This is a genomic window from Butyrivibrio sp. MB2005, from assembly GCF_000424285.1.
Classification (GTDB): Bacteria; Bacillota; Clostridia; order Lachnospirales; family Lachnospiraceae; genus Butyrivibrio.
Genome location: NZ_AUJP01000020.1, coordinates 17,962 through 43,630, shown reverse-complemented (window position 1 = coordinate 43,630; position 25,669 = coordinate 17,962). Strand labels below are relative to the sequence as shown.

Annotated in this window: 22 protein-coding genes; 21 read left to right on the top strand and 1 reads right to left on the bottom strand. The window is 43.0% G+C overall.

Features of this window, described 5'->3' with window-relative positions:
- Positions 1 to 117 precede the first annotated feature (117 nt).
- The 21 genes from G610_RS0111765 (at position 118) to ybaK (ending at position 24,720) form a co-directional block, all read left to right on the top strand.
- The gene (locus G610_RS0111765) at positions 118 to 2,109 is read left to right on the top strand and encodes an oxidoreductase (RefSeq protein ID WP_026524962.1); all 1,992 of its coding nucleotides are present in this window, start codon (positions 118 to 120) and stop codon (positions 2,107 to 2,109) included.
- 322 nt (positions 2,110 to 2,431) lie between these two features.
- Positions 2,432 to 6,937: an InlB B-repeat-containing protein gene (locus G610_RS0111760; RefSeq protein WP_026524961.1), complete on the top strand. Its 4,506-nt coding sequence runs from the start codon at positions 2,432 to 2,434 to the stop codon at positions 6,935 to 6,937.
- Between the two features lie 117 nt (positions 6,938 to 7,054).
- On the top strand, positions 7,055 to 7,771 hold the full coding sequence (locus tag G610_RS0111755) for a Pr6Pr family membrane protein (protein ID WP_026524960.1): 717 nt from the start codon (positions 7,055 to 7,057) through the stop codon (positions 7,769 to 7,771).
- Between the two features lie 106 nt (positions 7,772 to 7,877).
- Positions 7,878 to 10,322, top strand: a complete 2,445-nt coding sequence (locus G610_RS0111750) for a GH36-type glycosyl hydrolase domain-containing protein (RefSeq protein WP_026524959.1) — start codon at positions 7,878 to 7,880, stop codon at positions 10,320 to 10,322.
- Between the two features lie 13 nt (positions 10,323 to 10,335).
- Positions 10,336 to 11,751, top strand: a complete 1,416-nt coding sequence (locus G610_RS0111745; RefSeq protein ID WP_026524958.1) for a phosphoglucomutase/phosphomannomutase family protein — start codon at positions 10,336 to 10,338, stop codon at positions 11,749 to 11,751.
- Positions 11,751 to 13,436: a sensor histidine kinase gene (locus tag G610_RS0111740; RefSeq protein WP_026524957.1), complete on the top strand. Its 1,686-nt coding sequence runs from the start codon at positions 11,751 to 11,753 to the stop codon at positions 13,434 to 13,436. Before G610_RS0111745 ends, G610_RS0111740 begins: the two co-directional genes overlap by 1 nt.
- Before the next feature lie 97 nt (positions 13,437 to 13,533).
- Complete coding sequence (locus G610_RS0111735) at positions 13,534 to 14,925, top strand: ABC transporter substrate-binding protein (protein WP_026524956.1); 1,392 nt, start codon at positions 13,534 to 13,536, stop codon at positions 14,923 to 14,925.
- 6 nt (positions 14,926 to 14,931) lie between these two features.
- A complete protein-coding gene (locus tag G610_RS0111730) occupies positions 14,932 to 15,819 on the top strand; it encodes a carbohydrate ABC transporter permease (RefSeq protein WP_026524955.1) in 888 nt (295 codons plus the stop codon).
- A 1-nt stretch (position 15,820) separates the two neighbouring features.
- The gene (locus G610_RS0111725) at positions 15,821 to 16,672 is read left to right on the top strand and encodes a carbohydrate ABC transporter permease (protein WP_026524954.1); all 852 of its coding nucleotides are present in this window, start codon (positions 15,821 to 15,823) and stop codon (positions 16,670 to 16,672) included.
- Between the two features lie 2 nt (positions 16,673 to 16,674).
- Positions 16,675 to 17,418 carry a response regulator transcription factor gene (locus G610_RS0111720; protein ID WP_026524953.1) on the top strand — a complete coding sequence of 248 codons (744 nt, stop codon included), beginning with the start codon at positions 16,675 to 16,677 and terminating at the stop codon, positions 17,416 to 17,418.
- Positions 17,419 to 17,439: 21 nt separating this feature from the next.
- Positions 17,440 to 18,171 (top strand): glucosamine-6-phosphate deaminase, encoded by a 732-nt coding sequence (gene nagB / locus G610_RS0111715; RefSeq protein WP_026524952.1) that lies wholly within the window; start codon positions 17,440 to 17,442, stop codon positions 18,169 to 18,171.
- Positions 18,172 to 18,523: 352 nt separating this feature from the next.
- Positions 18,524 to 18,832, top strand: a complete 309-nt coding sequence (locus G610_RS0111705) for an endo-1,4-beta-xylanase (RefSeq protein ID WP_026524951.1) — start codon at positions 18,524 to 18,526, stop codon at positions 18,830 to 18,832.
- A gap of 40 nt (positions 18,833 to 18,872) precedes the next feature.
- The gene (locus G610_RS0111700) at positions 18,873 to 19,535 is read left to right on the top strand and encodes a DUF4230 domain-containing protein (protein WP_026524950.1); all 663 of its coding nucleotides are present in this window, start codon (positions 18,873 to 18,875) and stop codon (positions 19,533 to 19,535) included.
- A 14-nt stretch (positions 19,536 to 19,549) separates the two neighbouring features.
- A complete protein-coding gene (locus tag G610_RS0111695; protein ID WP_026524949.1) occupies positions 19,550 to 20,320 on the top strand; it encodes a hypothetical protein in 771 nt (256 codons plus the stop codon).
- A 20-nt stretch (positions 20,321 to 20,340) separates the two neighbouring features.
- Entirely contained in the window at positions 20,341 to 21,174 is an 834-nt protein-coding gene (locus tag G610_RS0111690; RefSeq protein WP_026524948.1) for an AIM24 family protein, read from the top strand.
- Between the two features lie 220 nt (positions 21,175 to 21,394).
- Positions 21,395 to 21,928 (top strand): DUF6442 family protein, encoded by a 534-nt coding sequence (locus tag G610_RS0111685; RefSeq protein ID WP_026524947.1) that lies wholly within the window; start codon positions 21,395 to 21,397, stop codon positions 21,926 to 21,928.
- A gap of 3 nt (positions 21,929 to 21,931) precedes the next feature.
- Positions 21,932 to 22,126: a helix-turn-helix transcriptional regulator gene (locus G610_RS0111680; protein ID WP_026496877.1), complete on the top strand. Its 195-nt coding sequence runs from the start codon at positions 21,932 to 21,934 to the stop codon at positions 22,124 to 22,126.
- A gap of 19 nt (positions 22,127 to 22,145) precedes the next feature.
- The gene (locus tag G610_RS0111675) at positions 22,146 to 23,480 is read left to right on the top strand and encodes a hypothetical protein (protein ID WP_026524946.1); all 1,335 of its coding nucleotides are present in this window, start codon (positions 22,146 to 22,148) and stop codon (positions 23,478 to 23,480) included.
- Between the two features lie 27 nt (positions 23,481 to 23,507).
- Positions 23,508 to 23,723, top strand: coding sequence for a hypothetical protein (locus G610_RS0111670; protein ID WP_026524945.1), 216 nt, complete (start codon positions 23,508 to 23,510; stop codon positions 23,721 to 23,723).
- Between the two features lie 232 nt (positions 23,724 to 23,955).
- The gene (locus tag G610_RS0111665) at positions 23,956 to 24,189 is read left to right on the top strand and encodes a GlsB/YeaQ/YmgE family stress response membrane protein (protein ID WP_026496874.1); all 234 of its coding nucleotides are present in this window, start codon (positions 23,956 to 23,958) and stop codon (positions 24,187 to 24,189) included.
- 57 nt (positions 24,190 to 24,246) lie between these two features.
- The gene (ybaK, locus tag G610_RS0111660; RefSeq protein WP_026524944.1) at positions 24,247 to 24,720 is read left to right on the top strand and encodes a Cys-tRNA(Pro) deacylase; all 474 of its coding nucleotides are present in this window, start codon (positions 24,247 to 24,249) and stop codon (positions 24,718 to 24,720) included.
- Between the two features lie 49 nt (positions 24,721 to 24,769).
- Here the strand turns inward: ybaK and G610_RS0111655 are convergent, their stop codons facing one another.
- Positions 24,770 to 25,543: an HD domain-containing protein gene (locus G610_RS0111655; RefSeq protein WP_026524943.1), complete on the bottom strand. Its 774-nt coding sequence runs from the start codon at positions 25,541 to 25,543 to the stop codon at positions 24,770 to 24,772.
- Positions 25,544 to 25,669: the final 126 nt, after the last annotated feature.

The following is a 25,669-nucleotide window of genomic DNA, read 5'->3' as shown; positions in this document are numbered from 1 at the left end:
CCCCAAAACGGTCACATAGTGGCCGTTTTTCTTTTCTATAACCTCCTGTTTGACTTATAATATTGCATTGAGAAGGTTGGCGCTGCGGCGCCGAAAAAGAAGGTAGGAGGTTACAAAATGAAGTATCAAAAGCTTTTTGAGCCCATTAAGATCCGCGGGCTTGAAATCAAAAACCGCTATGCTATGGCGCCTATGGGACCCCTTGGTCTTGGCGATTGTGAAGGCGGTTGGAACGACAGGGGAATTGATTATTACACAAGACGTGCTAAGGGAGGCATTGGTCTGATAATCACCGGTGTTACATTTTCCGACACAGAGGTGGAAAAGCCCTCTTTCCCCAACACACCCAATTCAACTTATAATCCGGTTCAGTTCGTAAGAACAAGCCGTGAGATGACAGAGCGCGTTCATGCCTATGGAGCAAAGATTTTTCTGCAGATGAGCGGCGGCTTTGGCCGTGTTACTATTCCCACAAACCTTGGCGAATTCCCGCCGGTTTCAGCATCAGCAATACCCCACAGATGGCTTGATAAGACCTGCCGTCCCCTTACAGTTGAGGAGATCCACGGCATCGTTGAGAGTTTTGGAAAAGGTGCTTATAACGCTAAGCGTGCAGGCTTTGACGGCGTTGAGATCCACGCTGTTCATGAAGGCTATCTGATCGATCAGTTTGCTATTTCATTCTTCAATCACAGAACAGATGAATATGGCGGATCCCTTGAAAACAGACTCAGATTTGCCAAAGAAATCCGAGAAGAGATCGCTAAGACCTGCGGTTGGGATTTCCCTGTAGCAATGAGATTTTCACTTAAGAGTATGGTTAAGGATTTCCGTAAGGGTGCACTTCCCGGAGAAGAATTCGAAGAGAAGGGCCGCGATATCGAAGAGGGTATTGAGGCAGCAAAGCTTCTTGAGAAATTCGGCTATGATGCCCTCGATGTAGACGCAGGAACCTATGATGCATGGTGGTGGAATCATCCCCCGATGTATATGGAGAAGGCTCCTTACAGAAAGTTTGCCAAGATTACAAAAGAAAATGTAAATATTCCGGTTATCATGGCAGGTCGTGTGGATAATCCCGATCTGGCACTTGATTGCCTTGAGAGTGATGTGTGCGACATGATCTCCCTTGGACGTCCTACTCTGGCTGATCCTGATATTGTAAACAAGATCAGAAGGAACGCTCTTAGTCAGATCCGTCCCTGCATAAGCTGTCAGGAAGGCTGTATGGGACGTATTCAGGCATATTCACTTACTAACTGCGCAGTTAACCCTCAGGCAGGAAAAGAGAGACTTAATCAGTACAATCCTGTTTGCAAAAAGAAGAAGGTTCTTATTGTGGGCGGCGGCGTAGCAGGAAGTGAAGCTGCAAGAGTTCTTGCAGAGCGCGGACATGAGCCTGTTCTTTATGAAGCTACAGGCCGTCTTGGCGGTAATCTTATTCCCGGCGGAGCACCTTCCTTTAAGGAGGATGACCTTGCACTTGCAAAGTGGTATGAGGATGAGATGGTTCGTCTTGGAGTTGATGTACACTTTAATACAAAGGCTACAGAAAAAGAGATTCTTGATCCTCAGTACGATGCAGTTATCCTTGCAACAGGTTCAAGACCCAAGATGTTCTCTCTTGGTGATGATGACAAGGTATATGCTGCTGAGCAGGTTCTTCTTGGAGAGAAGGAAACAGGCGACAAGGTAGTTGTTGTGGGCGGCGGTCTTGTAGGCTGCGAGCTTGCTCTTGACCTTGCTATGAAGGGTAAGAAAGTAACTATCGTAGAAGCTCTCGATAAACTGATGGCAGTTAACGGTCCTCTTTGTACAGCAAACAAGGAGATGCTTGAAGAACTTATTCCTTTCAACGGAATAGAAGTTGTTACAGGCGCCAAGGTTACTGAGTTTAAGGGCGGTGTATTAAAAGCTTCAGTTGGTGAAGAGACAAAAGAGATCAGTGCAGACAGCGTAGTACTTTGCGTTGGATATGCAAGTGAGAATACTCTTTATGAAGCACACAAGAATGATGTGGACGAGATCTATCTTCTTGGTGATGCAAGACAGGTTTCCAATATCATGTATGGAATCTGGGATGCATTTGAGGTTGCCAATCACATCTGATGATTGCATGAATTGGTGATAATTAAAAATGATTCCCTAAGCAGACGGAGGAAAAATCCGAAGCCTCTTAGGGAATCTTTTTTGTTATATCGGATCATATTGTGATTTTCTTAAGGCTTAATCATAAAATTAATATCAGTGCACAATATTTTCTGTTTGTCAAGTGCGAATTTTGAATGAAACTGTTCATTTTCCGTATCCTACGCATCTCTTTTTTCAGCTACACTTATAGTATAGAAAATCAAAACTTAATAATTCAAAAACCGCTCAGCACGGTTTTGATAAGTAACCTGAGGCAGTTTCTTATGAGGAGGAACAAGATATGCGTAAAAACCATAAAAGACTGTGGGCATTCATAATCAGTTTAATTCTGGTAGCAACTACTCTGAGTAGTGATCTCGGATCAGCCAGAGTTCATGCCACGGGCGAAGAAGTGCTGGAGGAGAACACTGATATAGTGTCCCTGGAAAACAATGGGGAAATAAATGAGGAAAATCTTCCTACAGAAGAAGAGCCATCCTACGAGGAACCTGAAGAAGCGGAGGAAATCCAAGAGGAACCTGTAGATGACAACTCCTATGAGGAAGAACAGCCCAGTGAAGATTTCAGTGAAGAAGCACCTGAAGAAAGCGTAGAAGAAAACGCTGATAACGGTGATGAGGCGGTTTTTGAGAATGACAATTCTGAAAACATTCCCACTGAAGAAACAGAAGTAAATAATGATGAGACTCCTGCAGACAGCGAAGAGCAGGCAGGTACAGACAATTCGCAGGATACCGGTGCTGACACAGCAGCTGATGATCAGGCAGCAGATGAATTACCGGAAGAAGCAGCAAGTGAAGCAGCACCGGAAGAGCCTGCAGAAGAAGCTGTAGCAGTTCCTGAAGCAGAAGAAGCGCAGGACCCTGAAGAACAGCAGATGCCGGCAGTTACTTTTAACAAGAGTGCAGGCGGCGTAAATGTTGCAATTGATGCTCCCGAAGGTGCTTTTCCTGAAGGCACAACAGTTACAGTTACTCCCGTATATGACAGCGGTGTTATTGCAGCTGTTAAGGATACTGTTGAGCAGGAAGTTAATTCAGATACTTCTGATTCAGTAAAAACAGTTGAGAAGGTTATCGCAGTTGACATTACTTTCTACTGTGACGGCGAAGAAATCGAGCCCGCAAAAGCCATCTCTGTAAAGATGACTTCCTCAGAGCTTGCAAAAGCGGAGGATGCACAGGTTGTACACGTAGACGATTCAGGAGATACATCAATAGTCGGTGCAACAGTAAGCGGCAATGCAGCTGAGTTTGAGAGTGATGCTTTTTCAATCTATGCACTGGTTACAGTAAAGGAAGAGGATGAGGAATTTTTCACACGTACATATTTCTTCCGCGATATCAATGAAGAAGATTCCTACGTACCTTACTTCTTCACCAATGAAGCAGGGCAGAAGGTTGATAACCAGATCCTCAGAAACATCGAAGGCGGCAACGTACTTGCAGCTATAGATACTCCTTACCACGCAGGTAAAGTATTCGAAGGCTGGTTCACACTTAATGATGACGGAAGTCATGATACTCAGATTAAGCTTGGTGAAGCCGTAGATCTTACAGGACTTGCAGCAAATGAAGAGGTTACTCTGGTAGCTGTTTATAAAGAGTCCTACACAGTTACATTTAAGGATGAGCTTGGCACAGTAATTGAAAACGAGGTTGTGAATCCTGAAAATGGTCCTTACACCATCGATAAGCAGTACACACCCTACGATCCCGATAAGGCATTCCTTGGCTGGGAAGTTGTAGAGGGTACAGAGAGCAATATTCAGAATGTGAAGAATCCTGCTCAGTACGAAAACAGTGATCAGATCACAATAACAGGAAATGTAGTTTTCAAGGCATATACACCTAAAGGAAACTGGCTTTCATTCGAAGGCAATGGAACAGGATCAAGCTATACCGCTCCTCAGTTTGTAAAAGAAGGTGATATTACATCAGAGCCTACAGCTCCCACAAGATATGGATATATCTTCGATGGATGGTATCAGAATAAGCCTGAAAACGTGGGCGATCATCCTACAGGCGATAAATTCGTATTTAACAGCAGCATAAGTGAGAGAACAACACTTTACGCAGGCTGGTCACCTAATCTTAAGGCAAAATACAGAGTAGTTGTATGGACTGAAAACCTTACAGGCGGCACTTCCTATTATGGAACATATGTAAGACAGGGTTTAGTAGGAACAACTATAGATAAAAACGTAATTAAGCTCAATGATTATGATGCTGTTCTGGTAAAAGATGAAGACAACAATGAAACGAAGATTGAAATAGTTGGATTCAGACCTAAGGAGTTCGATGAGAACGTAGTTATTAAGACAGAAGGAAATGCAATTGTTAACGTAATCTTTGAAAGAATTACTTACACCATCAAATTCAGATATGCAAAAGATTTAGGTAACGACACCTATGAATTTGTTCACTATGAGACAGATGCGCGTTTCACAATAACAGACAGCAGTCTCGTGAACGCTTTCCCTACAACAGAAAAGGATGGCGACTACTATTACATACCGGTAGAGATCACCTACGGCGATCAGTTTGGTAATAACTGGCCTGATTACGACAGGTTTGAGGCTCTCTACAATGTCATGAAGGGCAATAGCGGCTACAACTCAAGCGGTGCCAGAAACTATACCAGAATGACAAGCTGGATCCTTATGGATGGTGCTCCTCTTAAGACATCTACTGGCGGAAACGGCGGAAATACCGTAAAAGGAAAAATTGATACACTGGATTATCAGATTCTTGGCAACTGGAAATCTCCTGAGGGCAATTACCTCACAGCCAGATTTGACAAGCAGCAGTATCAGTACACTTACAGGATTTTCTTCGATGTGATAGACGGAGAAGAGCCACCTTTGGGTAAAGAAATTCAGCAGTTTACCTATGAAGAAGATGGTAAGAGAATAACTAAGAGTTACTACTTTGTAGAGGAAGTAAGTGCAAGATCAACATCTGAGTATGAAGGACAAAAGCCTCCGGCATACAATGGTTTTACAAATGTAGGAAATACTCATCCCACAGGAGAGGCAAATCTTAACCGTCATGTAAGTTTCTTCTACAACAGAAGTACCAATAAGGTTCTTTACTACGACGGTGTATATGTAAGCGGTGCAAATCACAAAGAAATCCTTGATGAGTACGAAAGTCTCGGCCTTATTAAGGAAAGCGATCCCATCCAGGTTGATGCCAGCGTAGCATCAGAAGGAAGCTTCAAGCCTTCAAGTTACGACGGATTTGTTTTCGCAGGATGGTATGGCGACAAAGAGTGCACAGGTGATCCTTTTGATTTCCAAAATGCCACAATGCCTCAGGGCGGTATTGAAGTATATGCAAAGTGGATCCGCAAAGAGTGTCGTGTTTTCCTGCACACAAATGCCTCAGGCGATACTACACTGGATTGGGGTGCAGAAGGACAGGCAACCTGCTTCAAGGTTGATTATGGAAAGAAGATCGTGGGTATAAACCAGGTACACAGAGCAGATTATGAGCTTATCGGCTGGTATTCAGACCCCGAGTTCAAGCATCCTTTCAACTTCGATGCATATGCAATGACAGAGGAAACCACAGAACCTTACGATCAGACTGAGAGTACTGAGCGTGATAAGTGGGGAGATGTTTTAGTAGAGACCAATAAGGATGCCAATGAAAATCGTTACTGGGTTGACAGAAAGATCGATCTCTATGCAAGATGGCGCGGCAAACTTGAAGGCGCTGACGGAATTAACATCGAATATGATGTAGCACTTGGAAAACCCAATGATCTTCAGGTAGTTGTAGATCCTACTCTTTATAAGGATCAGGCAAAGGCAGAAGTACTTGATAATACAGCAGAAGCACCTAAGGGTCAGCGCTTTGATCACTGGGTTCTCATGAGCCCCAACGTAATGAGAAGGGCAGGAGATTTTACAGAATCAGACATTACTTTTAAGCCCGGTAATCTCCTTACAGCAACCAGAGATTATGCAAAGATGCAGCCTGTCCAGGATGCAAGTGCAGATACAGCTTCATATCAGTACATAATAAGACTTCGTGCGGTTTATGTACCTGATACCAACGAAGACATCAGACTTACAAAGATCGTTTATAACGGTAACGGAGATGCAGCTTCACCTGCAACCACAGCACTTGTATCTGACACAGCAAAGAACCTTACGGTTTCTGCAGACAAGACTACAGCTACCTACAGCAAAATTCAGATCAATGCTCCTATTACAGTAGCAGGAAATATTTTCACAAGACCCGGATATGAGTTCCTTGGCTGGGCAAATGAGAATCCTGATGCTACAGAGCCTGATTTTGTAGAAGGTGACCTGGTTGGCGCAGATAATCTTCCAAAGGAGACCAATACTCTTTACGCTATATGGAAAGAGGTACCTCAGGAAGAGGAGAAGAAGGAAGAAGAGAAAAAGGAAGAGAAGGTAGAAAAAGATCCTGAGCCTACAAAGGAAGAGACTTCCACTACATTACCTGACAGTGCAGATATTGAGGATGAAAGTGGTGAGATTGAGGAAGAGGTTATCGATGAGACTCCTGAAACTACTGAGTCATACTCAGATGATGAAGTTACTGTCATAAATGAGGCACCTGTTCCTCAGGCAGCAGTTCTCGGAGCAAGGAGAGAAGCACCTGCAGAAGAAGAGCCCGCAGTTCTTGGAGCAAGAAGAGGCGGAACAGATGATACTACAGATAACGTTTCAAGAATCATAGTTTTACTGCTGGCAGCTGCAGCCCTCGGACTAATCCTTTTAGAGAAGCGTGAAAACAAGGAAGAAAACTGACAGGACCAGATTTCTTAAATAATTAAAAGTTTATAAAATGCAAAATACCTCTTGGAAATGATTGGGAATGCGATAAAATTAAATTGCGCTCAGTTCGTCTTTTCAAGAGGTATTTTTATGGGCATTTTTTCAGACAGACAGAAAATAATCAGTTATTGTCTTAAAATTATTATCATCGTATCAGCAGTTGTTGGTATCTATCTTAGTGCTAATGCGGGTCGTGGTTTTTTCATGGGCGGCAGTAGGACGTTTATGTACTTTACCACTCAGTCCAATATAGTCATGGCGATTATTTCCGCTGCCGGAATTTATTTTGTCAGACGCGAAAAGCATATAATGTGGATCTGGAATATTGTTAAATTCGTTGCGACGGTTTCCATAACCCTCACCGGAGTTGTTTTTTGCACTTTGCTGGCACCGCTCCTTGGCGAACATGCATGGAGTCTTCATAACATACTGACTCATGTGGTTGTGCCGGTTGCTTCAGTCATCGACTTTTTTGTAATAGCAAAGTCTACCAGAATAAGTCACAGAGACGCATTTCTTGTAATTATCCCACCTCTTTTATATGTCATCTATGCAGGAATCGGATATGCAAGAGGTTGGGAATTTGCTGATGGACGTAATTATCCATACTTTTTCCTAAACTGGGGAAGTCCTGCAGGAGCTTTTGGTTTTGCCGATGAGCTTCCATATATGGGAACCATGTGGTGGATTTTTGTGCTGCTGATTTTCCTTATAATGGTAGGAAGGTTCTATCTGGCAATTGCTGATTTTCTCCGAAAAAAGAACTTGAAAGAAAGGAATTTGAAAGAAAAGAACAGTGATGAATGAATAAGATGTCTCATTTTGGCGTAACACCTATAACACGCCAAGATGGGACATTTTCTTTTGCCCCCATTTTCTTAAACTAGAGACATAAAAGTTAATGGGGGTTTTTATGAGATACGGACATTTTGATGAAAAAAACAATGAGTATGTAATAGACAGAGTCGATATTCCCACTTCCTGGACTAATTATCTTGGAGTTGAGGATATGTGTGCTGTTGTTAATCACACTGCGGGAGGATACCTTTTTTACAAGTCTCCCGAATATCACAGGATAACAAGGTTTCGCGGCAATGCCGTTCCTATGGACAGACCCGGGGACTATATCTACATAAGGGATAACGACGACGGGGATTATTTCAGTATCTCCTGGCAGCCTGTGGGGAAGCCTTTAGACGTGGCAAAATATACCACAAGACATGGCATGAGCGTAACCACCTATGAGTGTGAATACAAGGGATTATGGGCCAGTGAGAAGCTGAGTATCCCTATTGGTGACAATGCGCTTATCTGGGATGTCGTCATTAAAAATGAAAGTGATCATACAAGGAATCTAAGTGTATTTTCTTATGCCGAATTTTCTTTCCATCACGTTCCAATAGATAATCAGAATTTTCAGATGAGCCTGTACTGTGCGGGATCCGAGTACAAAGACGGGATAATACTGTACGATCTTTTTTATGAAGAAGAGGGATATCAGTATTTTGCGGCAAGCTTTGAGCCTGATGGCTTTGAGTGCTTAAGGGATAAATTTATCGGAACCTACAATACCGAGTCAAATCCTGAAACCGTGGAGAAGGGAAGTCTTTCCGGCTCCTTTGAAAAGGGCGGAAATCACTGCGCAGGGCTTTCCAAGAATATAGTGCTGAAAAAGGGTGAGTCTGTAAGGCTTATCTATTTTCTTGGTGAGGGCGGCTATGATGAAGCAAGGGCAATCAAAGAAAAATACAGTGATCCCGCAAGACTTGATGCTGCCTATGAAAAACTTAGAGAGTTCTGGAGAGAAAAGCAGAGAACCTTTGCTGTTTCAAGTCCTGAGAAGGGCATAGATACCATGATAAATGCATGGACCTTGTATCAGGCTGAGATAAATGTAATGTTTTCAAGGTTTGCTTCTTTTATCGAAGTAGGCGGAAGAACAGGTCTTGGCTACAGGGATACGGCACAGGATTCCATGACGGTTATAGCAAGTAATCCTGCGGGCTGTAAAAAGAGAATTGTAGAACTGCTACGAGCGCTCACAACCAGAGGTTATGGAATTCATCTCTTTGAGCCAAGGTGGTTTATGCCTGAAGATGAAAAAGAGAATAAGAAAAAGCCCTTTAAGTCACCCACTGTAATTCCGGAACCTGAGGCATCATCGAAGGTTCATGGCCTGGCTGATGCATGCTCGGATGATGCACTATGGCTTATACCTTCAATTACGGAGTATGTCAAAGAGACAGGTGATTTGAATTTCCTAAAGGAGGAATACGGCTACGCTGACGGAGGATCCGGAAGTGTTTATGAGCACATGAAAAAGATTGTTCTTTTCTCTCTTGAGGAAGTGGGCGAACATGGAATCTGCAAGGGACTTCGGGCTGATTGGAACGACTGCCTTAATCTTGGCGGAGGAGAAAGCGCGCTGGTTTCATTTCTTTTGTACAGAGCACTTATCTGTCTTAGAGAGACCGCGGAATATATGGAAGATGCCGACTTTGCCAAAGAACTTTCTGAAAAAACAGATGATCTTTCTAAGCATCTTGATGATGTATTGTGGGATGGTGACTGGTATCTTAGAGGTTTTACAGGTTCCGGAAGAAAGATTGGAACCAGGGAAAACAAAGAGGGACAGATCCATCTTGAATCAAATGCCTGGGCAGTTTTGTCAGGTGTATCCACAGGAGACAGAGCAAAGAAGACTCTGAGCAGTGTTCACGAAAGGCTTGCAACTCCTTACGGAATCATGCTTAATGCCCCTGCATTTACAGAGCCTGATGATGAGATTGGTTTTGTGACAAGAGTGTACCCGGGACTTAAGGAGAACGGAAGTATTTTCTCTCATCCAAATCCCTGGGTGTGGTCTGCGGAATGCAGGATGGGTAATGGTGAGAGAGCCTTTGAATACTATAAGAGCCTTTGTCCCTATTATCAGAATGATGATATTGAAAGAAGATGGGCGGAGCCCTATTCTTACTGCCAGTTCATTTCGGGAAAAGACCACACCACCTATGGAAGGGCGCATCACCCCTTCATGACAGGCAGCGGCGGCTGGGCATATTTTGCTGTGACCCATTATCTTCTGGGAGTACGACCGGGATTTGGCGAGCTTATTGTTGATCCATGCATTCCTGCGCAGTGGGATGGATACGAGGTATCAAGAGTATTCCGCGGCGTTGTCTACAATATTAAGGTTACAAATCCGGAGCATGTTCAATGCGGCGTAAAGAAGGTAGTAATTGATGGTGTAGAAGTATCCTGCGGCTATGATAAGGATTTTTCGAAGGATAGGAGCGTAGCTGTAATACCGGCAGGCTCAGCCGGGGAAGTGCACAGTGTGGAAGTTGTGATGGGATAAAGGGGGCGAAACAATGATCAAATTCGGAACCGGCGGATGGCGAGCCATAATAGGTGATGGTTTTACCAAGGAAAATGTTCAGATTCTGGCAAACGCCATGGCTGCCAAAATGAAGGCTGAGAATGTGGCAGATAAGGGCATTGTTCTTGGCTACGACAGACGTTTTTTATCTAAAGAAGCAATGCAGTGGGCAGGCGCTACTTTTGCGGCAGCAGGCATAAAGGCAAGCCTCATAAATAAATCAAGCCCCACACCTCTTGTTATGTTCTACGTCATGAAGCATGAGCTACCTTATGGAATGATGGTGACGGCAAGCCATAACCCTGCTATCTACAATGGCATAAAGCTTTTTACATACGGCGGCAGAGATGCTGATGAGGAGCAGACAAAAGAGGTTGAAGAATACATAAACAGGGTGACACTTCCTGTAGAAACCATGGAATACGAGGATGCAAAGGCAGCAGGGCTTATCGAGGAGTTCTATCCAATAAACGAATATATAGATAACATTCTTGACCGCATAAATGTGGATGCCATTAAGGCTGCATCCCTGCGAGTGGCTCTTGATCCCATGTACGGAGTAAGTGAGACTGCCATAAAAACCATTCTTCTTACGGCAAGATGTGAAATGGAGACCATCCACGGACGTCATGACACACTTTTTGGAGGAAAGCTCCCTGCGCCAAATGAACCTGCCATGAGCCTCCTTAAATCCACGGTCATTGATAATCGCTGCGATATAGGAATTGCAACAGATGGTGATGCCGACAGAATAGGTGTCGTAGACGACAAGGGAAGATACTTATCTCCAAATGATATTCTGGTTCTTTTGTACTACTATCTTGAGAAATACAGAAATGAGAAGGGGCCTGTAGTCAGGAATCTTTGTACCACACACATGCTTGACAGGATTGCAGAAAAATTTGGAGAAAAGTGCTACGAGGTTCCCGTGGGCTTTAAGCACATATCGGCAAAAATAACGGAAACGGATGCCCTTATCGGCGGCGAATCCTCCGGGGGACTTACTGTGAGGGGACATATAAACGGTAAGGATGGAGTATATGCAGCGGCCCTGCTTGTTGAGATGCTGGCTGTAACAGGTAAGAAAATATCTGAGCTTTACGATGATATTAGGGAGGAGTTTGGAGAGTTTTTCATGATTGAAAATAACTATTCCTTCAGGGCTGAAAAAAAGCCCGATTATCAGAAAATCCTCATGGAGGATAAGGTGATTCCTGCCTTTGAAACGGAGATTGCAAGGACTTCCTATCTGGATGGCTGTAAGGTATACTTTAAAAATGGGGGATGGGTATGTGTAAGGTTTTCAGGAACAGAACCACTTCTTAGGATTTTCTGTGAGATGCCTGATAAGGCCCTTGCGGAAAAGACATGTGATGCTTACAAAAATCTGTTGGGGTTGGAAGAATAATGAAAAAAAGAAATTCTCTTAAATGGCAGATGCTAAGACTTCTTGCACTAGGGTGGATTGTGCCCCTTACTGTCATTCTGGTGGTTTTTCTTGTGGTGGTTTCAGGAAGAATCGACAGACAGAGTCAGCGTATAATTAATACATCTATGGAAAAGGCGGCGGATATCAGTATCCTCCGCCTTTTGGACTGCATCGATTCATCAAAGGATGCATCTTATCTTTCATACATAGGAGACTACTGGGCAGAGTATCAAAGTAGCGGTGATTCCGGTAATCTCTACAATCAGGTTACTACATTTTTATCAGCCCATTATAAATACGATCCAAGTTTTGATATCACAGTGCTTATTTTTACGGATGAGCCTGACACCCTGTATTACACAGGTAATACCACGGGAAGAGGAAGTGTTTCAAGGTTTAAGTTTTTTACAGATTCCGTTAAGGATAAAGCCCTTGAGATTTCAGAGGATCTGGATACAAGGACAGAGTTTTTTGCCATGGACGGTCATGTGTATATGATAAGAAACCTCCTTGGTAGAGGCTTTAAAAAGTATGCGCTTCTTGTCATGGAGATTAATCCGGAAGAGGTTTTCGAGAGCTTAAAGAGCGTATGGGAATATCGTGGCATGGATGTATCCTTTAATGGCGAGAGGCTGTACGGTGAGGGTAACTACAACACGTCAGGCGGTTTTATAAGCTGTGACAGGAAAAGCGTAGACGGATTTTTTACTTTTTCTGTTGCCTATGATGCGACAGCTGTGGGCTTGGAGAGAAGGTCCATAAATATCACATTTTTAATACTATTGATCTTCCTTCTGCCACTTGTGCTTCTTATGTTTTTCTTCTTTAACAGCAGGATTAACAGGCCTATTGCCACGCTTACTGCTGCTTCTAAAAAGATCGCTGATGGCGAGTACGGGGAAGTAGTGGAAGAACCAAAGGGGCACAGCGGCGAGATTGCTGACCTTACAAGGAACTTTAACAAGATGAGTACCAAGCTCGGAGAGCAGTTCAATAAGATTTTTGTGGAGGAGATTGCCCTTAGAGATGCCAATATTCATGCCCTGCAGTCCCAGATAAATCCTCACTTTTTAAATAACACTCTTGAGATCATCAACTGGGAAGCCAGAATGAACGGCCAGGAAAAGGTATCCAGTATGATCGAGGCTTTGTCTGTAATGATGAGTGCCACAATGGACAGAAACAGGCAGTCGCTCATCGCGCTGTCTGAGGAGCTTGAGTATGTAAACGCTTACATATACATAATAAAGTGCAGATATCAGGACAGATTCATTTATGAGGAGCATATAGATAAAGCTCTTTTTCATGTGATGGTGCCAAGGCTTATCATTCAGCCTGTAATTGAAAATGCTGTTGAATACAGCTACTCAGAGGATGGAATCAGGAGGGTCCGTCTTGAGATAGAGGGAACTCAGGACAATGAAAAAATCGATATGAGAATAAAGATAATTAATCCCGGCGTTCCTAGCGACGAGGATTTCGCCAAGATAAAAGAGCTTTTGACTGATACCATGGATATAAAGCCTCTTGAAGAGCGCTCAACGAGGATTGGAATCCGCAACGTTCACAGGAGACTGAGGATACTCTACGGCGCTGAAAGCGGCCTTACAATTGAGACGGATGGAAACAATAATACTATCAGCACTATTTTTGTCAAAAATTGACAATTTCAGCAATCTGATTTAATTAGGAGCACTGCTATCCTTGAATTAGATAATACGAAACATGATGTGTGTAGTAACGCGCAGAAGGGAGACATGTATGAAGTTAAAAAATCTGACAGCAGTGCTTATGAGCGCAATTATGACAATTAGCGTAGCCGGATGCGGCGGCACAGCAACTGAGGCTCCGGCAGAAGAGAGTTCTGTAGAGATATCTGACGAATCTACAGCAACCTCTGCCAAGGCAGGTGGATCCGTAGAGATCACCGTAACAACAACCTTTGCAGGTGAGGACAGCAACGCACAGAACTACAAGAGTGCTGTGGCTGATTGGGAGAGTGAGACAGGCAACACAGTCAGCGACACCTCAGCAACAAGTGATGAGACCTTTAAGACCAGGATCATCACAGACTTTGAAACAGGCTCAGAGCCTGACGTTCTTTTCTTCTTTAACGGAGCAGATGCGGATGATTTTGTTAAAGCAGGAAAGGTTGTATCAATTGATGACATCAGAGCAGAGTTCCCTGAATACGCATCCAACATGAACGATGATCTTATCGCAGCATCACCGGCTGATGGCGTTAAGTATGCAGTTCCTGTAAACGGATACTGGGAAGCAATGTTCGTAAATACCAAGGTGCTTGAGGATGCAGGCGTAGCAATGCCAGGCGCAGATTATACATGGGATCAGTTCCTTGCAGACTGCCAGAAGATCAAGGATGCAGGCTATGCTCCTATCGCAGCAGCCCTTGGTAATATTCCTCATTACTGGTGGGAGTTTGCTATCTACAATCAGCAGACACCGGACAATCACCTGAATATTCCCGGAAGCGCAGATGATGCTACTGGAAAACAGTGGGTTGCAGGTCTTGAGGATATTAAGGATCTCTATGAGAAAGGCTTCTTCCCTGACAATACTCTTTCAGCAACAGATGATGAAACCTTTGCAATGTTTACAGATGATAAGGCTGCATTCCTTCTTGATGGTTCATGGAAGGTAGGCGGTATCGTTGGTTCATGCCAGTCAGACCCCGATGATCCCAGCACTCTTGATGAAGAAAAGCTCAGCCACTTTGACGTAACTTATTTCCCCGGCAAGGGCAACAGAAAGACAACAGACCTTGTAGGCGGACTTTCAATGGGTTACTACATCACAACCAAGGCTTGGGAAGATCCCGACAAGAAAGCAGCAGCTGTAAGCTTTGTTGAGCATATGACAAGTGATGAGGTTGTTCCTGTTTTTGCACAGCACACAGCATCAGCTCTTAAGAACGCTCCTAAGGTTGATTCCAGCAAATTCAATGCTCTTCAGGTTAAGGCTATGGATATGATGAGTGGCGTTACAAGTCTTACAGGCGCTGTTCAGGATATGTTCAACGGTGACTGCAGAGTATCTACTTTTGACGGAATGCCTGACATCGTAACAGGCGGCGTAGCTGCAGCAGATGCAGTTCAGGAAGGTATCGACGTTTATAAAGATTCAGCTGAGTAAAAAGATATGTCAAACATATACAAGAGCAAAAAATACATATTTCTGTTTCTTGCACCGGCATTTCTATTTTTGATAATTTACCTGTATTATCCATTCTTTGTGAATATTTACGGGAGCTTCAGGTCCATCAAAAACCTGGGTACCTACGGCACAAAATGGAATTCTCCCTGGTATGAGAATTACGTTAAGCTGGCTACGGACCCGGTTGTATGGACATCCCTTAAAAACACATTTTTGATGATAATAGCCACTATTGTGGGACAGGTGGGAATAGCGCTTTTATTGGCAATTCTCGTTGACAATATCGGCAGAGGAACTCAGTTTTTCAGAACAGTGTATTTCTTCCCTATTGTAATCTCAGCAACTGCTCTGGGCCTTTTGTTCAACCTGATTTTTCTCTATGACAAGGGAATGCTGAATCAGTTTCTTGAAGCTTTGGGCAGAACGGAGCTGATAGATTACAAGAGCGAGAAGCTTGCGATTGTGACCATGATGATCCCTGTTGTATGGCAATATGTAGGATTCTACTTTGTCATACTTCAGACAGGACTCAACAACATCTCACAGGAGTTGTATGAATCCGCGGAGATAGATGGTGCCACCAGATTCCAGAGGGTATGGTACATTTCACTTCCTCTTCTTAGGAACGTGATCTGTACATGCCTCACTCTGGGGGTTACCGGAGCTCTTAAGGTCTTTGATCTTCCATGGACTATGTTCCCCAAAGGAATGCCTCTTAAAAAGACATTCCTTACGGGTACATATATGTACTATCAGACTATGGAGGCCAAGAACGTGGATTACGGAGCAACACTGGCAGTGCTTATAGTTGTGCTGGGAGTTGTTTTGTCAAGAATCACAAGACGCGCCTTTAAAGAAAGCGAGGACTTCTGATATGAAGAGAAACAAGATCGGTCTCGCTTTTCTTTATGTAATACTGAGTGCCTGGGCTCTAACCACTATTTATCCATTGTTCTGGGTCTTGGAGAATTCATTTAAGGCCAAGGACAAGATACTAAAGCAGAGCTTTGCCCTGCCTGTGGGAGACCTTTTCACTCTTGCCAATTACAGAAGAGCCTTTGAGAGACTTGATATCGGTCATGCATATATAAACAGTATCTTTATATCCGGCTGTGTGACATTGGGAGTTATGGTGCTGGCTGGGCTTGCGTCATTTGCTCTTGTAAGATTTGATTTTAAGGCCAAAAAACTTTGTCACACTCTGGTAATAGCAGCGATGATGTTTCCTGTTTTTTCCACTATCATTCCTGTTTATACTATGGAATCGAGCTGGCATATCACCAATACATCCAACTGGTTTTTAAACATGATTTCGGTAATACTGCCGCAGATTGCAGGTAACATGAGCTTTGCCATAATCGTTCTTATGGGCTATGTTCAGTCACTCCCCTTAGAGCTTGAAGAGGCAGCACATCTTGAAGGCTGCTCAATACCGCAGATTTTCTTTAAGATAGTTGTGCCGTTAGGAAAACCGTCCTTTGTGACGGTGGCAATATTCTCTTTTTTATGGAGCTACAACGATCTGTTCACTCAGATGTTTTTCCTAAGACGTCCTGAGATGCAGGCAATTACAAGGCTTCTTAACGAGCTTACATCCAAGGAGGGAACCAACTACGGTCTTATGGCTTCGGCTGTAACACTTGTAATCATTCCGGTAATTATAGTGTATGTTTTCCTGCAAAAGTATATAATTAAAGGGATGACTGCCGGCGCTGTAAAGGGTTAAGTATGTATAAGGTACTGATTGTTGATGATGAGCCCGTTATCGCGGAGGGGCTTAAGAAAATAGTTGATTGGGAGAAATATAACTGTGTGGTTGCGGGGACAGCCTCTTCGGGAAAAGAGGGTCTTGCCATGGTGGAAAAGTGCAATCCGGACATTCTTTTTACGGATATCAGAATGCCGGGAATGGACGGACTTACCATGCTGGCGGCTCTTCGCAGTGAGCACAAAAATCTTCAGGTGATCATTCTCACAGGATATCGGGACTTCGATTATGCAAGGGAGGCACTGAATCTGGGAGTGTTCAGATATCTTGTTAAACCCTCTAAGATGAAGGAACTGGATGAAGCCATGGAAAGTCTTTCAGAGAGACTTGCCGCTATGGCGGATACTGAGCAGACAGTTGCCGATGATGACAATACCAGTGCCAATAACTTTATCGTCAAGCAGGCAATCGCTTACATGGAACAGCATTACAGAGAGAAGCTTCAGCTTACGGATGTGGCAGAGAAGGTCTATGTGAGCCACTGGCATCTTAGTAAGCTGTTAAACAGTACAGGTAAAAGTTTCTCCGATGTTTTGAATGAGATCCGTATCGAGAATGCAAAGGAGCTGATGGAGGATTCTTCCCTGCATATTGCTGACATCTCAGACAGAGTCGGATTTGCGGATACGGCGCATTTTTCCAGAGTATTCAAGAAATACACCGGAATGAGTGCCAATGAGTACCGGAATAAGTTTTTAAAATAAAAGTTTGAGAAGGGGAATATTATGAAAATTATCAGGGCGAAGGATTATTATGATATGAGCAGGAAGGCAGCTAATATAATATCTGCCCAGATTATTATGAAGCCTGATTGTGTTTTGGGACTTGCCACAGGCTCTACGCCCATCGGAACCTACGATCAGCTTGTTGAGTGGTACAACAAGGGGGATCTTGATTTTTCTCAGGTAACTACCGTCAATCTGGACGAGTACAGAGGTATCACAAAAGACGACCCTCACAGTTACTACTATTTCATGAATGAAAAGCTTTTTTCCAAGGTAAATATAGATACAACAAGGACTTTTATTCCTGATGGAATGGATGAGGATGCAGAGCATGCCTGCAAGAGCTATGACGAAATCATAAAGCGCTGCGGTGGAATCGATCTGCAGCTACTTGGACTTGGTCACAATGGTCATATCGGTTTTAATGAGCCCGGCACTGCCTTTGAAGCCCAGACTCATCTTGTGAATCTGACAGAGACCACCAAAAAGGCGAACCAGCGATTTTTCGCAGAGGATGAGAATGTGCCAAGCCAGGCATATACCATGGGCATTAAATCAATTATGCAGGCTAAAAAGATTGTGGTTGTTGTAAGCGGCGCAGACAAGGCGGAGGCCCTTTTCGCAGCAGTTAAGGGCGAGATATCTCCGGCAGTTCAGGCCTCCGTTTTGCAGCTTCACAATGATGTGATAATTGTTGCAGATAAGGAAGCCTGCAGCCTTCTTGATGAATGATAAACTTTATATTTTTTCGTGTGATAGTTGTGTGATATAGGGGCTGATAATATAAGATCATCAGATGAAACAAACAACGCAAACACATGAAAGAGTTATGGAGGATAAAGCAATGAAGGTTATTGATAAGGTACTTATGTTTTTCGGAATTCACAGAAGAAGATACATCAATTGCCCCTGCAATAGATGAGGTAGAAAATAAAATTAGACAAATCCGCAGCGACGGTGGCGTGTGCTTCACCTTAGCTGCGGTTTTTATTTTTCCACGATTTTCTTCGCAATATCCATACTAAAAGCCACAATTACTGAGTAGCTGAACAGTCGGTTTTTTTCTATATTTAGGGCATGAGATTTGAGGGGATATGAGTGCTTTAAATATAGGAGGAAGATAACAGAGCTTTCAGTAGGTGTGGACAAAGAGACAGACGCCATGTTTGAAAAGCAGGCAGATAAATACGAGGAAATCTTTAATCTCCTTTGCGATATGGACACACAGGGCGGCGGACCTGCAAACATCACAAACGTCACAGTCTTTGGTCTTGTGGATCACTACCGCGAAGGAGATACCACCAATTCAAGACTTTTTGACAGAAGTTATATGCCAAAGCCCGCCTTTGGAAAAATTGTGGAAGTACTGGAGTCTAAGTGCGCATCAAGGTAAAATAGAAGATAAAGTATGAAAAAGTAGGGAGGGGAGAATCATGAAGTTTTCCATGCAGCCCAAAAACATTTTTTATCTTGTGGTGATCGCAGTATCTGTGATCGTCATCATTATCCTTGGAACCGGCTACATAAAAAACAGGGATACGACCTCTGATATCTCTTTTGAGGAAGGCAACACTGTCAAGATAGAGAAAAAAGAGGACAAGGTACTGATTTCAATAAACACACAGACCATCCAGGACGGCCTTGAAAACATGGGCTTTCTGGTAACTCAGGAGTACTATTTTACACAGATTGAAAAGTACACCAAAGAAAAAGAGTTGATTTTTGGCATACCTTCATCATCTGAGTTTATGTACAGTTATGATGGTTCGGTTTTTGCCGGTGTTGATTTTACCAAGATCACAGTAGAAAAAGATGATAATGCAAAGAAGCTTATCGTGAAGCTCCCTGAGTCTGAAATCCAGACTGTAAGCGTGGATAAGGACACCTTGAAAATATATTCGGAAAAGGATTCACTTTGGAATCCTTTGAAGCTTGAAGACTACAACCTCTCGCTCTCAGAGTTCGAGAAGACTGCCAAGCAGAAGGCACTTGATAGCGGAATTCTGGACAGGTCAGATGAACAGGCTAAGGCGCTTATTTCGAATTTTATAAGCAGCATGCCCTCTGCATCAGGCTATGCAGTGACTTTTGAATAAGGGGGAGGACGAACATGGATTTAAAGAAAATTACAATTGTAGTTTTACTGATACTTCTTGCAACCATATCTGTTACCAAGGTGGCACCCTGGGCAGGAGATCCACAGAATCATACGCATTCCATTGCTCAGACCGAGGATAAGATAACCACAGTGATGACGCTTTCGGGAGGTGCTGCGGCTACCTCTGCAACCCTGTCACTTCTTCCGGGGGATATGTGTACACCGATTGCCGAGCAGATGGCAGAGCTTTCCAAGTATTTTTTGATGATACTAAGTGCGCTGTATCTTGAGAAATTCATGATAAGCATATCCGGATATGTTACTTTTTCTGTGCTTATCCCTGCTGCTTGCATCATACTTGGCATAGCAATTCTTTTTGGTAAAAAGAATATGCGGATACTTGCAGCGAAGATCGCGCTTATCGGAGTAGTGCTTTTTATAATTGTTCCTGCCAGCGTGAAGCTCTCTGACATGGTTTATCAGACACAGGCTCAGAGGGTAAACACCGCAGTTGAAGAATACAATAACTTGGATATTGGAAATGGAACAGAGGGCGGTTTTCTAAATGAGGTTGCAACTCTCACGAATGACGCTGTGGACAGTGTTACCACATTCCTAAGCGGCCTTATCGAGTCTCTTGCGGTGATGATCGTGACAGCCTGCATCATTCCGATACTTGTCTTTGTATTTTTGGTATGGCTTGTAAAAACCATTTTCGCATCTAACGTGCTGACTTTGGATACATCAGCTCTCGATGCGTTAACAGGTAAAACAAACAAATAAACCTTATGAGGAGGGGAAAAATGAACATTAGAAATTTTGAAAACGAAGGCAGAAAGTTTGTAAACAACATGGGCAATTTCCATGTGCTTGAGTATCTGCAGGATGCCAGCGTATCTCCCATGAACGCTTCCACAGAGTATTTCATGAGCAAGATGGGCGTTCACAGAAGACAGTTGGTTATCCAGCTTGATGAAAATAATTCAGCTATCGTTCAGGCCGGGGCAATGCAGTGGTCGGCAGGAAATATCGAGGCTACTTCAGGAATTAAGGGTGTGGGCGATCTTTTCGGAAAAATGGTAAAAGGTGCTGTCACAAAGGAATCTGCTGTAAAGCCTGAGTATGTGGGAAATGGATTTTTGACATTAGAGCCCACCTACAAGTTCATTATTCTGGTTGATGTAGGAAGCTGGGGATCCGGAATAACCATCGAAGACGGCATGTTCTACGCCTGCTCAGGTACAGTTAAGAACACAGTAGTTTCAAGAAAAAATCTTTCTTCAGCAGCACTTGGTGGTGAAGGTCTCTTTAACTTAAGCCTCTCAGGTAGCGGCATTGCTGCTCTTGAAAGTAATGTTCCATACAATGAACTTGTGGAGGTTGAGCTTGAAAACGATACTTTGAAAATCGATGGTAACCTGGCTGTTTGCTGGTCATCCAATCTTGACTTTACAGTTGAGAGATCCACCAAGACTCTTCTTGGCTCAGCAGTAAGCGGCGAGGGTCTAGTGAATGTATACCGCGGAACAGGAAAGGTTCTCATGAGCCCTGTTGCTCCCACATCTTCACTGTATGCTTCCACCAACACAATTGCAGCTAAGGCCGCAGCAATAACAAGCAATACCCTTGGACACTAATAAGACAGAAAAAACCAGTGAAAGCCCGAATATATCGGGCTTTTGCCAATTATACAGATAAAGCACTTATGGCATAAAGTAAACTATATAAATATAAATGTAAAATATACTTGACATTATTCATATAACGAGCTAACATAAAATCACAAAAACAAATAATTGTTTTTTGTAAGTCGACTTGAAACTATTAACTACTTGAATGATTTTATGGAGGCTCGTTATGTTTGAGAAAATTTTAGCTTTAGCAATTTATGTTGTAATTGTTGTTGTTCTTTGGGTTATAGTCAAAAAAAGAAAAAAGGATACTAATTTCGATGAGATGCAGGAGAAGGTAAGGGCAGAGGGTTACAAGATCGCGTTCTTTTCAGTACTTGCCATGCTTACCGGAATAATTATTTATGATGTTATTGCAGGTGAGGCCCTTCCTCAGTATGTGCTTAGCGGACTTCTTATTGTTGTAGTAATGCTCAGCTTCACAATATGGGGAATTTATTGTATCAGACATGATTCCTTCTTTGGAATCGGTCAGGACTGGAAGACCTATTTATGTATCTGCATTGTTGTAGGTGCTATTCATTGTAGCTCATTTGTGTCAGAATTTGTTAGAATAATAAGTACAGAGCATGATGAGGCATTTATGCATTTGTTTTTTGCAAAGGCGGCATCAAGTGCAGCAATGACAGTTACTTTCTTATCAATGGCCGTTGCCATCGCTATCAAGATGATTGCATCCAAAAAAGAAAGCGAGGACTAAGCCATGAAGAATTTAAAACTTAAATCCGCCAGAGCTGCCAAGGACTTGTCTCAGGAAGATCTTGCCAGGATCTGCGAGGTTTCCAGGCAGACCATAAGTGCCATAGAAAAGGGAGATTACAATCCCACCATCAAGCTTTGTATATCTATATGTAAGGCCCTTGATAAAAGTTTGGATGAACTTTTCTGGGAAGATTAAATCTGACGAGGTGGGTATTATGAAAAGTAAGCTTGTAGCGGGAATTCTTATGTCATCATTTCTTCTAAGCGCATGCGCAGGAAAAAGCGGAGATACGACAGAATCTGAAAATAAAGATAATCTGATCACCAAGGCTTTGTCTGAAAAGCTTGGGGAAGATGCTGCTGAAGAAACCGAAGCAGCTGATACAGAAGAAGCAGCTGCCGGTGCAACCACGGAAGAGACTACAGATGCGAATAGTGGCGATGCTACTGAAGAAGTCGAAGATACGAACACAGGCGAGACTGCCGAAGAAGTGGAAGTCTCCGAAGATAGCGTCGTATCTGAAGAGACTGAAGAACCCGAACTCTCCGATTATCAGACAGCCTACATGGATATCGTGAAGGAAGGTCAGTTTAATTTTGATGAAAACGGCGACATGGATTTCGAAGAATATGAGAACATGATGCTTGATAAAAGAATATACTGTTACTGGCTTTACGACATAGACAAGGATGATGTTCCGGAGCTGATACTTAAATACGGTACCTGCGAAGCGGATTTTCACGGAAGCGTTTATACGTATAAGAATGGGAAAACAGAGCTTTTAACAGATGAGTTCCCGCTGGGACATACAGGACTTTATTCTGATCCGGGCGAAAATGGAATTATCTGCTATTGGGGACATATGGGATATGCCTCTGTTTCCAGATTCAGGTTTGAAAATGGTGAGACAGCCTACGATTATCTCTATGAGGAAAATATAAACGAACGAATAGAGAACGGTGAAGAGGATGCTGATTATGCAGCGGCGCGCGATATCGTAAATGGCGCATATTACCTTTCAGCTTATGATACAAATACACTTTATCCGATCATAAAATATACTGAGTTTGCGCAGTACCAGGCGGGGAAGAAGCAGCCTGAGTCAGGCCCTTTTGGCTTCCCTGATGCTAATGAGAATATTTACAAAGAGCTGATTGAAAATGATGGAACAGTTATTGCTGCTGCAACGGATGAGTATATGAATTCTCTCGGGAAGGTATCGTTCAGCGAACTTTTAAAGGACGGTGTAATTTACCCTTATACATCAGGCGCTCTTAGAATATTCGACGATGGCTATGCTGATTTTAATTCAGATGGCATATATGAGTATTATTTCTATTTCAACACTGAGGATTCAGATTATCACAGCTATAGGGGCATAATCAGTAAGCAGGGCGAAGAGTTCTATGTCTATCTGTCCTTTAGTACCAGTGAGACCTCAATATCAGAGGATGGATATCTGATCCACGATAATCCTGATTACAACGAGTATTACAGGGAGAGAATGATTTTCGATAAAGAGAACAGCGTCATATTTTCTATGGAATAAGCCTGTGCGGTGAAATGGGGGATACATATGTTTTTTAAGAAAAAGACAGAAATCAAAACCTATGACAAAGAAAACCTAAAGCCTGTGATAAAGGCAAGTATCTGTAACGGCGAGCAGGTGGCCGGTTTTCAGAATATCCATACCGGTGAATTCGAAGAAGTGATGCTCATAAGAGATAACGCTGATCTTGTAGAGTTCACAGCGCAGTACGGCATCACGGATAAACCGGATAAAATCTATTAGACAAGCCTTTTCTGCGCCGCATTTTTGCAGCACAGTAAAAAGGTGTTTATATTTCTCGGGATTAGAGGAATATAGTAAGCAGAATTGCAATCATAAATATGTAACGAAGATAAAGACCGCTATATACTCATATCAGAAACAGACAAAAACGTTTGACCTGTATGAAAAAAGCGCTATCATAGTTATGTGTGCTTAAAAGTACAGGTACGAGAAAAGAATTGGAGGGAATGATATGGGAATCATATGGGGACTTATTCTTGGAGCACTTGCAGGTTTTATTGCCAGCAACATCATGAAGGAGAAATCAGGAACAGTTAAAAACATTATTCTTGGTCTGCTTGGCGGCGTAGTTGGCGGTGTTGTTTTCAGAATCGTCGGATTCGCAGCAACAGGACTTATCGGAAGCCTGATTGTTTCCGTAGTTGGCGCATGCATCTGCATTTGGGCCGGAAGAAAATTATTTTAAAGATGTGGAGCAGCTGATCGGATGAGATTTGCTGCTCTATTTATGTCAGGAGCATTTATGAAAAAAGAAGAAAAGACAAATGTAATGCGCGTACTTGATGGTAAGAAGATTGCCTATGAGAGTCATGCCTATAATCCCGACGCGACCATGAGCGGCGAGGAAATTGCAGGGATTCTTGGAGAGGATCCGGATAAAGTTTTTAAGACACTGGTAACTCAGGGGAAATCCGGAGCATACTTTGTTTTTGTAGTTCCTGTAAAAGAGGAGCTTGATCTGAAGAAAGCTGCGAAGGCAGCAGGTGAGAAAGCGGTAAGCATGATTAAGCAAAAGGAGCTTTTACCGCTTACGGGATATGTTCACGGAGGCTGCTCCCCCATTGGAATGAAGAAGCAGTTTCCGACTTTTATACACGAGACTGCAGAGCAGTATGACCATATTTTTGTAAGTGCAGGAAAGGTGGGCTTTCAGATAGAGCTTGCACCGGCTGATCTTATGAGTGTTGCAAATTGTAAGGTTGCAGATATTGTGTAACCCTTAGATGCAAAAACTCTTTGAGAGTCAGGATAATTACAGATCAGGCTTAGTCCTTTGCTGCATAGAATGCTTCAAGTTCCTTGCGGGTATCTGCAAGAGCTTTGAGCATTTCTTCATTTTTGGAGGGAAAAGCAAACATCTGATCAAGATAGCCCTGTTCTTTTGCCAGCTCCCAGCTAAGGGGAAAGACCAGCTCGAAGGCAAGCGCTGTGTGGCCTATAAGGTGATCGGTGGGTGTTTTCATCACATCCCTTAAAACTGCGTGGTGCTCACGGACCTGGTCCATAACTGCGGGAGTCACTCCGGAATTCATCAGCTCATCGCTTGATACGTTGTAGATATCTTCCATGGGAGTTTCGATGTTTACTCTGAGGATATCCACCTTGTCGGCGTCTCTTAGGATGTTGCAGAAATCGAGAGTTTTGCCTGTTATATCCTTGCGAATTCGGAATTTATTGTGCTGACGGATTACGACTTCAAGGGTATTGTTGCAGGACATATCATCAGTAAAAAGACTGATAAGATTGTCTTTTCCAAAGAGGAGATCTGAGCCAAACTCCGCATGATCTACGGACTGCGAATCTATAAAGGTATTGAATCTTCTTACCTGTTCGAATCTTCCGATGTCGTGAAGCATTCCGGAAAGCCATGCAAACTCTGCATCTTCATCTGACATGCCGATGGATTTCGCTATCTTCTCGCAGCTCTCTGCTACCCTGTAGGTGTGGGATATTTTAAGGGCGATCTTTGGATCCTCCGGATCGTAATTTCTTGTGTATGCAGCGAACTGTTCGCGGACTCTTTTTCTATCTATATTCATAATTTGCTCCAACTAGAATTCTTAAGTTATCAATTTTTATCCTCAAAAATAATATCATAATTTAGCGCTTTCTTGGAGAAAGAGGGTGTTATAATTGATGTTTGAGGGGATTTTTGTTTATTTGAC

Bases quoted from the DNA above. Each gene is read 5' to 3' on its own strand.
- G610_RS0111765 (WP_026524962.1), top strand. From the start codon at position 118: ATGAAGTATCAAAAGCTTTTTGAGCCCATTAAGATCCGCGGGCTTGAA.
- G610_RS0111760 (WP_026524961.1), top strand. From the start codon at position 2,432: ATGCGTAAAAACCATAAAAGACTGTGGGCATTCATAATCAGTTTAATT.
- G610_RS0111755 (WP_026524960.1), top strand. From the start codon at position 7,055: ATGGGCATTTTTTCAGACAGACAGAAAATAATCAGTTATTGTCTTAAA.
- G610_RS0111750 (WP_026524959.1), top strand. From the start codon at position 7,878: ATGAGATACGGACATTTTGATGAAAAAAACAATGAGTATGTAATAGAC.
- G610_RS0111745 (WP_026524958.1), top strand. From the start codon at position 10,336: ATGATCAAATTCGGAACCGGCGGATGGCGAGCCATAATAGGTGATGGT.
- G610_RS0111740 (WP_026524957.1), top strand. From the start codon at position 11,751: ATGAAAAAAAGAAATTCTCTTAAATGGCAGATGCTAAGACTTCTTGCA.
- G610_RS0111735 (WP_026524956.1), top strand. From the start codon at position 13,534: ATGAAGTTAAAAAATCTGACAGCAGTGCTTATGAGCGCAATTATGACA.
- G610_RS0111730 (WP_026524955.1), top strand. From the start codon at position 14,932: ATGTCAAACATATACAAGAGCAAAAAATACATATTTCTGTTTCTTGCA.
- G610_RS0111725 (WP_026524954.1), top strand. From the start codon at position 15,821: ATGAAGAGAAACAAGATCGGTCTCGCTTTTCTTTATGTAATACTGAGT.
- G610_RS0111720 (WP_026524953.1), top strand. From the start codon at position 16,675: ATGTATAAGGTACTGATTGTTGATGATGAGCCCGTTATCGCGGAGGGG.
- nagB (WP_026524952.1), top strand. From the start codon at position 17,440: ATGAAAATTATCAGGGCGAAGGATTATTATGATATGAGCAGGAAGGCA.
- G610_RS0111700 (WP_026524950.1), top strand. From the start codon at position 18,873: ATGAAGTTTTCCATGCAGCCCAAAAACATTTTTTATCTTGTGGTGATC.
- G610_RS0111695 (WP_026524949.1), top strand. From the start codon at position 19,550: ATGGATTTAAAGAAAATTACAATTGTAGTTTTACTGATACTTCTTGCA.
- G610_RS0111690 (WP_026524948.1), top strand. From the start codon at position 20,341: ATGAACATTAGAAATTTTGAAAACGAAGGCAGAAAGTTTGTAAACAAC.
- G610_RS0111685 (WP_026524947.1), top strand. From the start codon at position 21,395: ATGTTTGAGAAAATTTTAGCTTTAGCAATTTATGTTGTAATTGTTGTT.
- G610_RS0111680 (WP_026496877.1), top strand. From the start codon at position 21,932: ATGAAGAATTTAAAACTTAAATCCGCCAGAGCTGCCAAGGACTTGTCT.
- G610_RS0111675 (WP_026524946.1), top strand. From the start codon at position 22,146: ATGAAAAGTAAGCTTGTAGCGGGAATTCTTATGTCATCATTTCTTCTA.
- G610_RS0111670 (WP_026524945.1), top strand. From the start codon at position 23,508: ATGTTTTTTAAGAAAAAGACAGAAATCAAAACCTATGACAAAGAAAAC.
- G610_RS0111665 (WP_026496874.1), top strand. From the start codon at position 23,956: ATGGGAATCATATGGGGACTTATTCTTGGAGCACTTGCAGGTTTTATT.
- ybaK (WP_026524944.1), top strand. From the start codon at position 24,247: ATGAAAAAAGAAGAAAAGACAAATGTAATGCGCGTACTTGATGGTAAG.
- G610_RS0111655 (WP_026524943.1), bottom strand. From the start codon at position 25,543: ATGAATATAGATAGAAAAAGAGTCCGCGAACAGTTCGCTGCATACACA.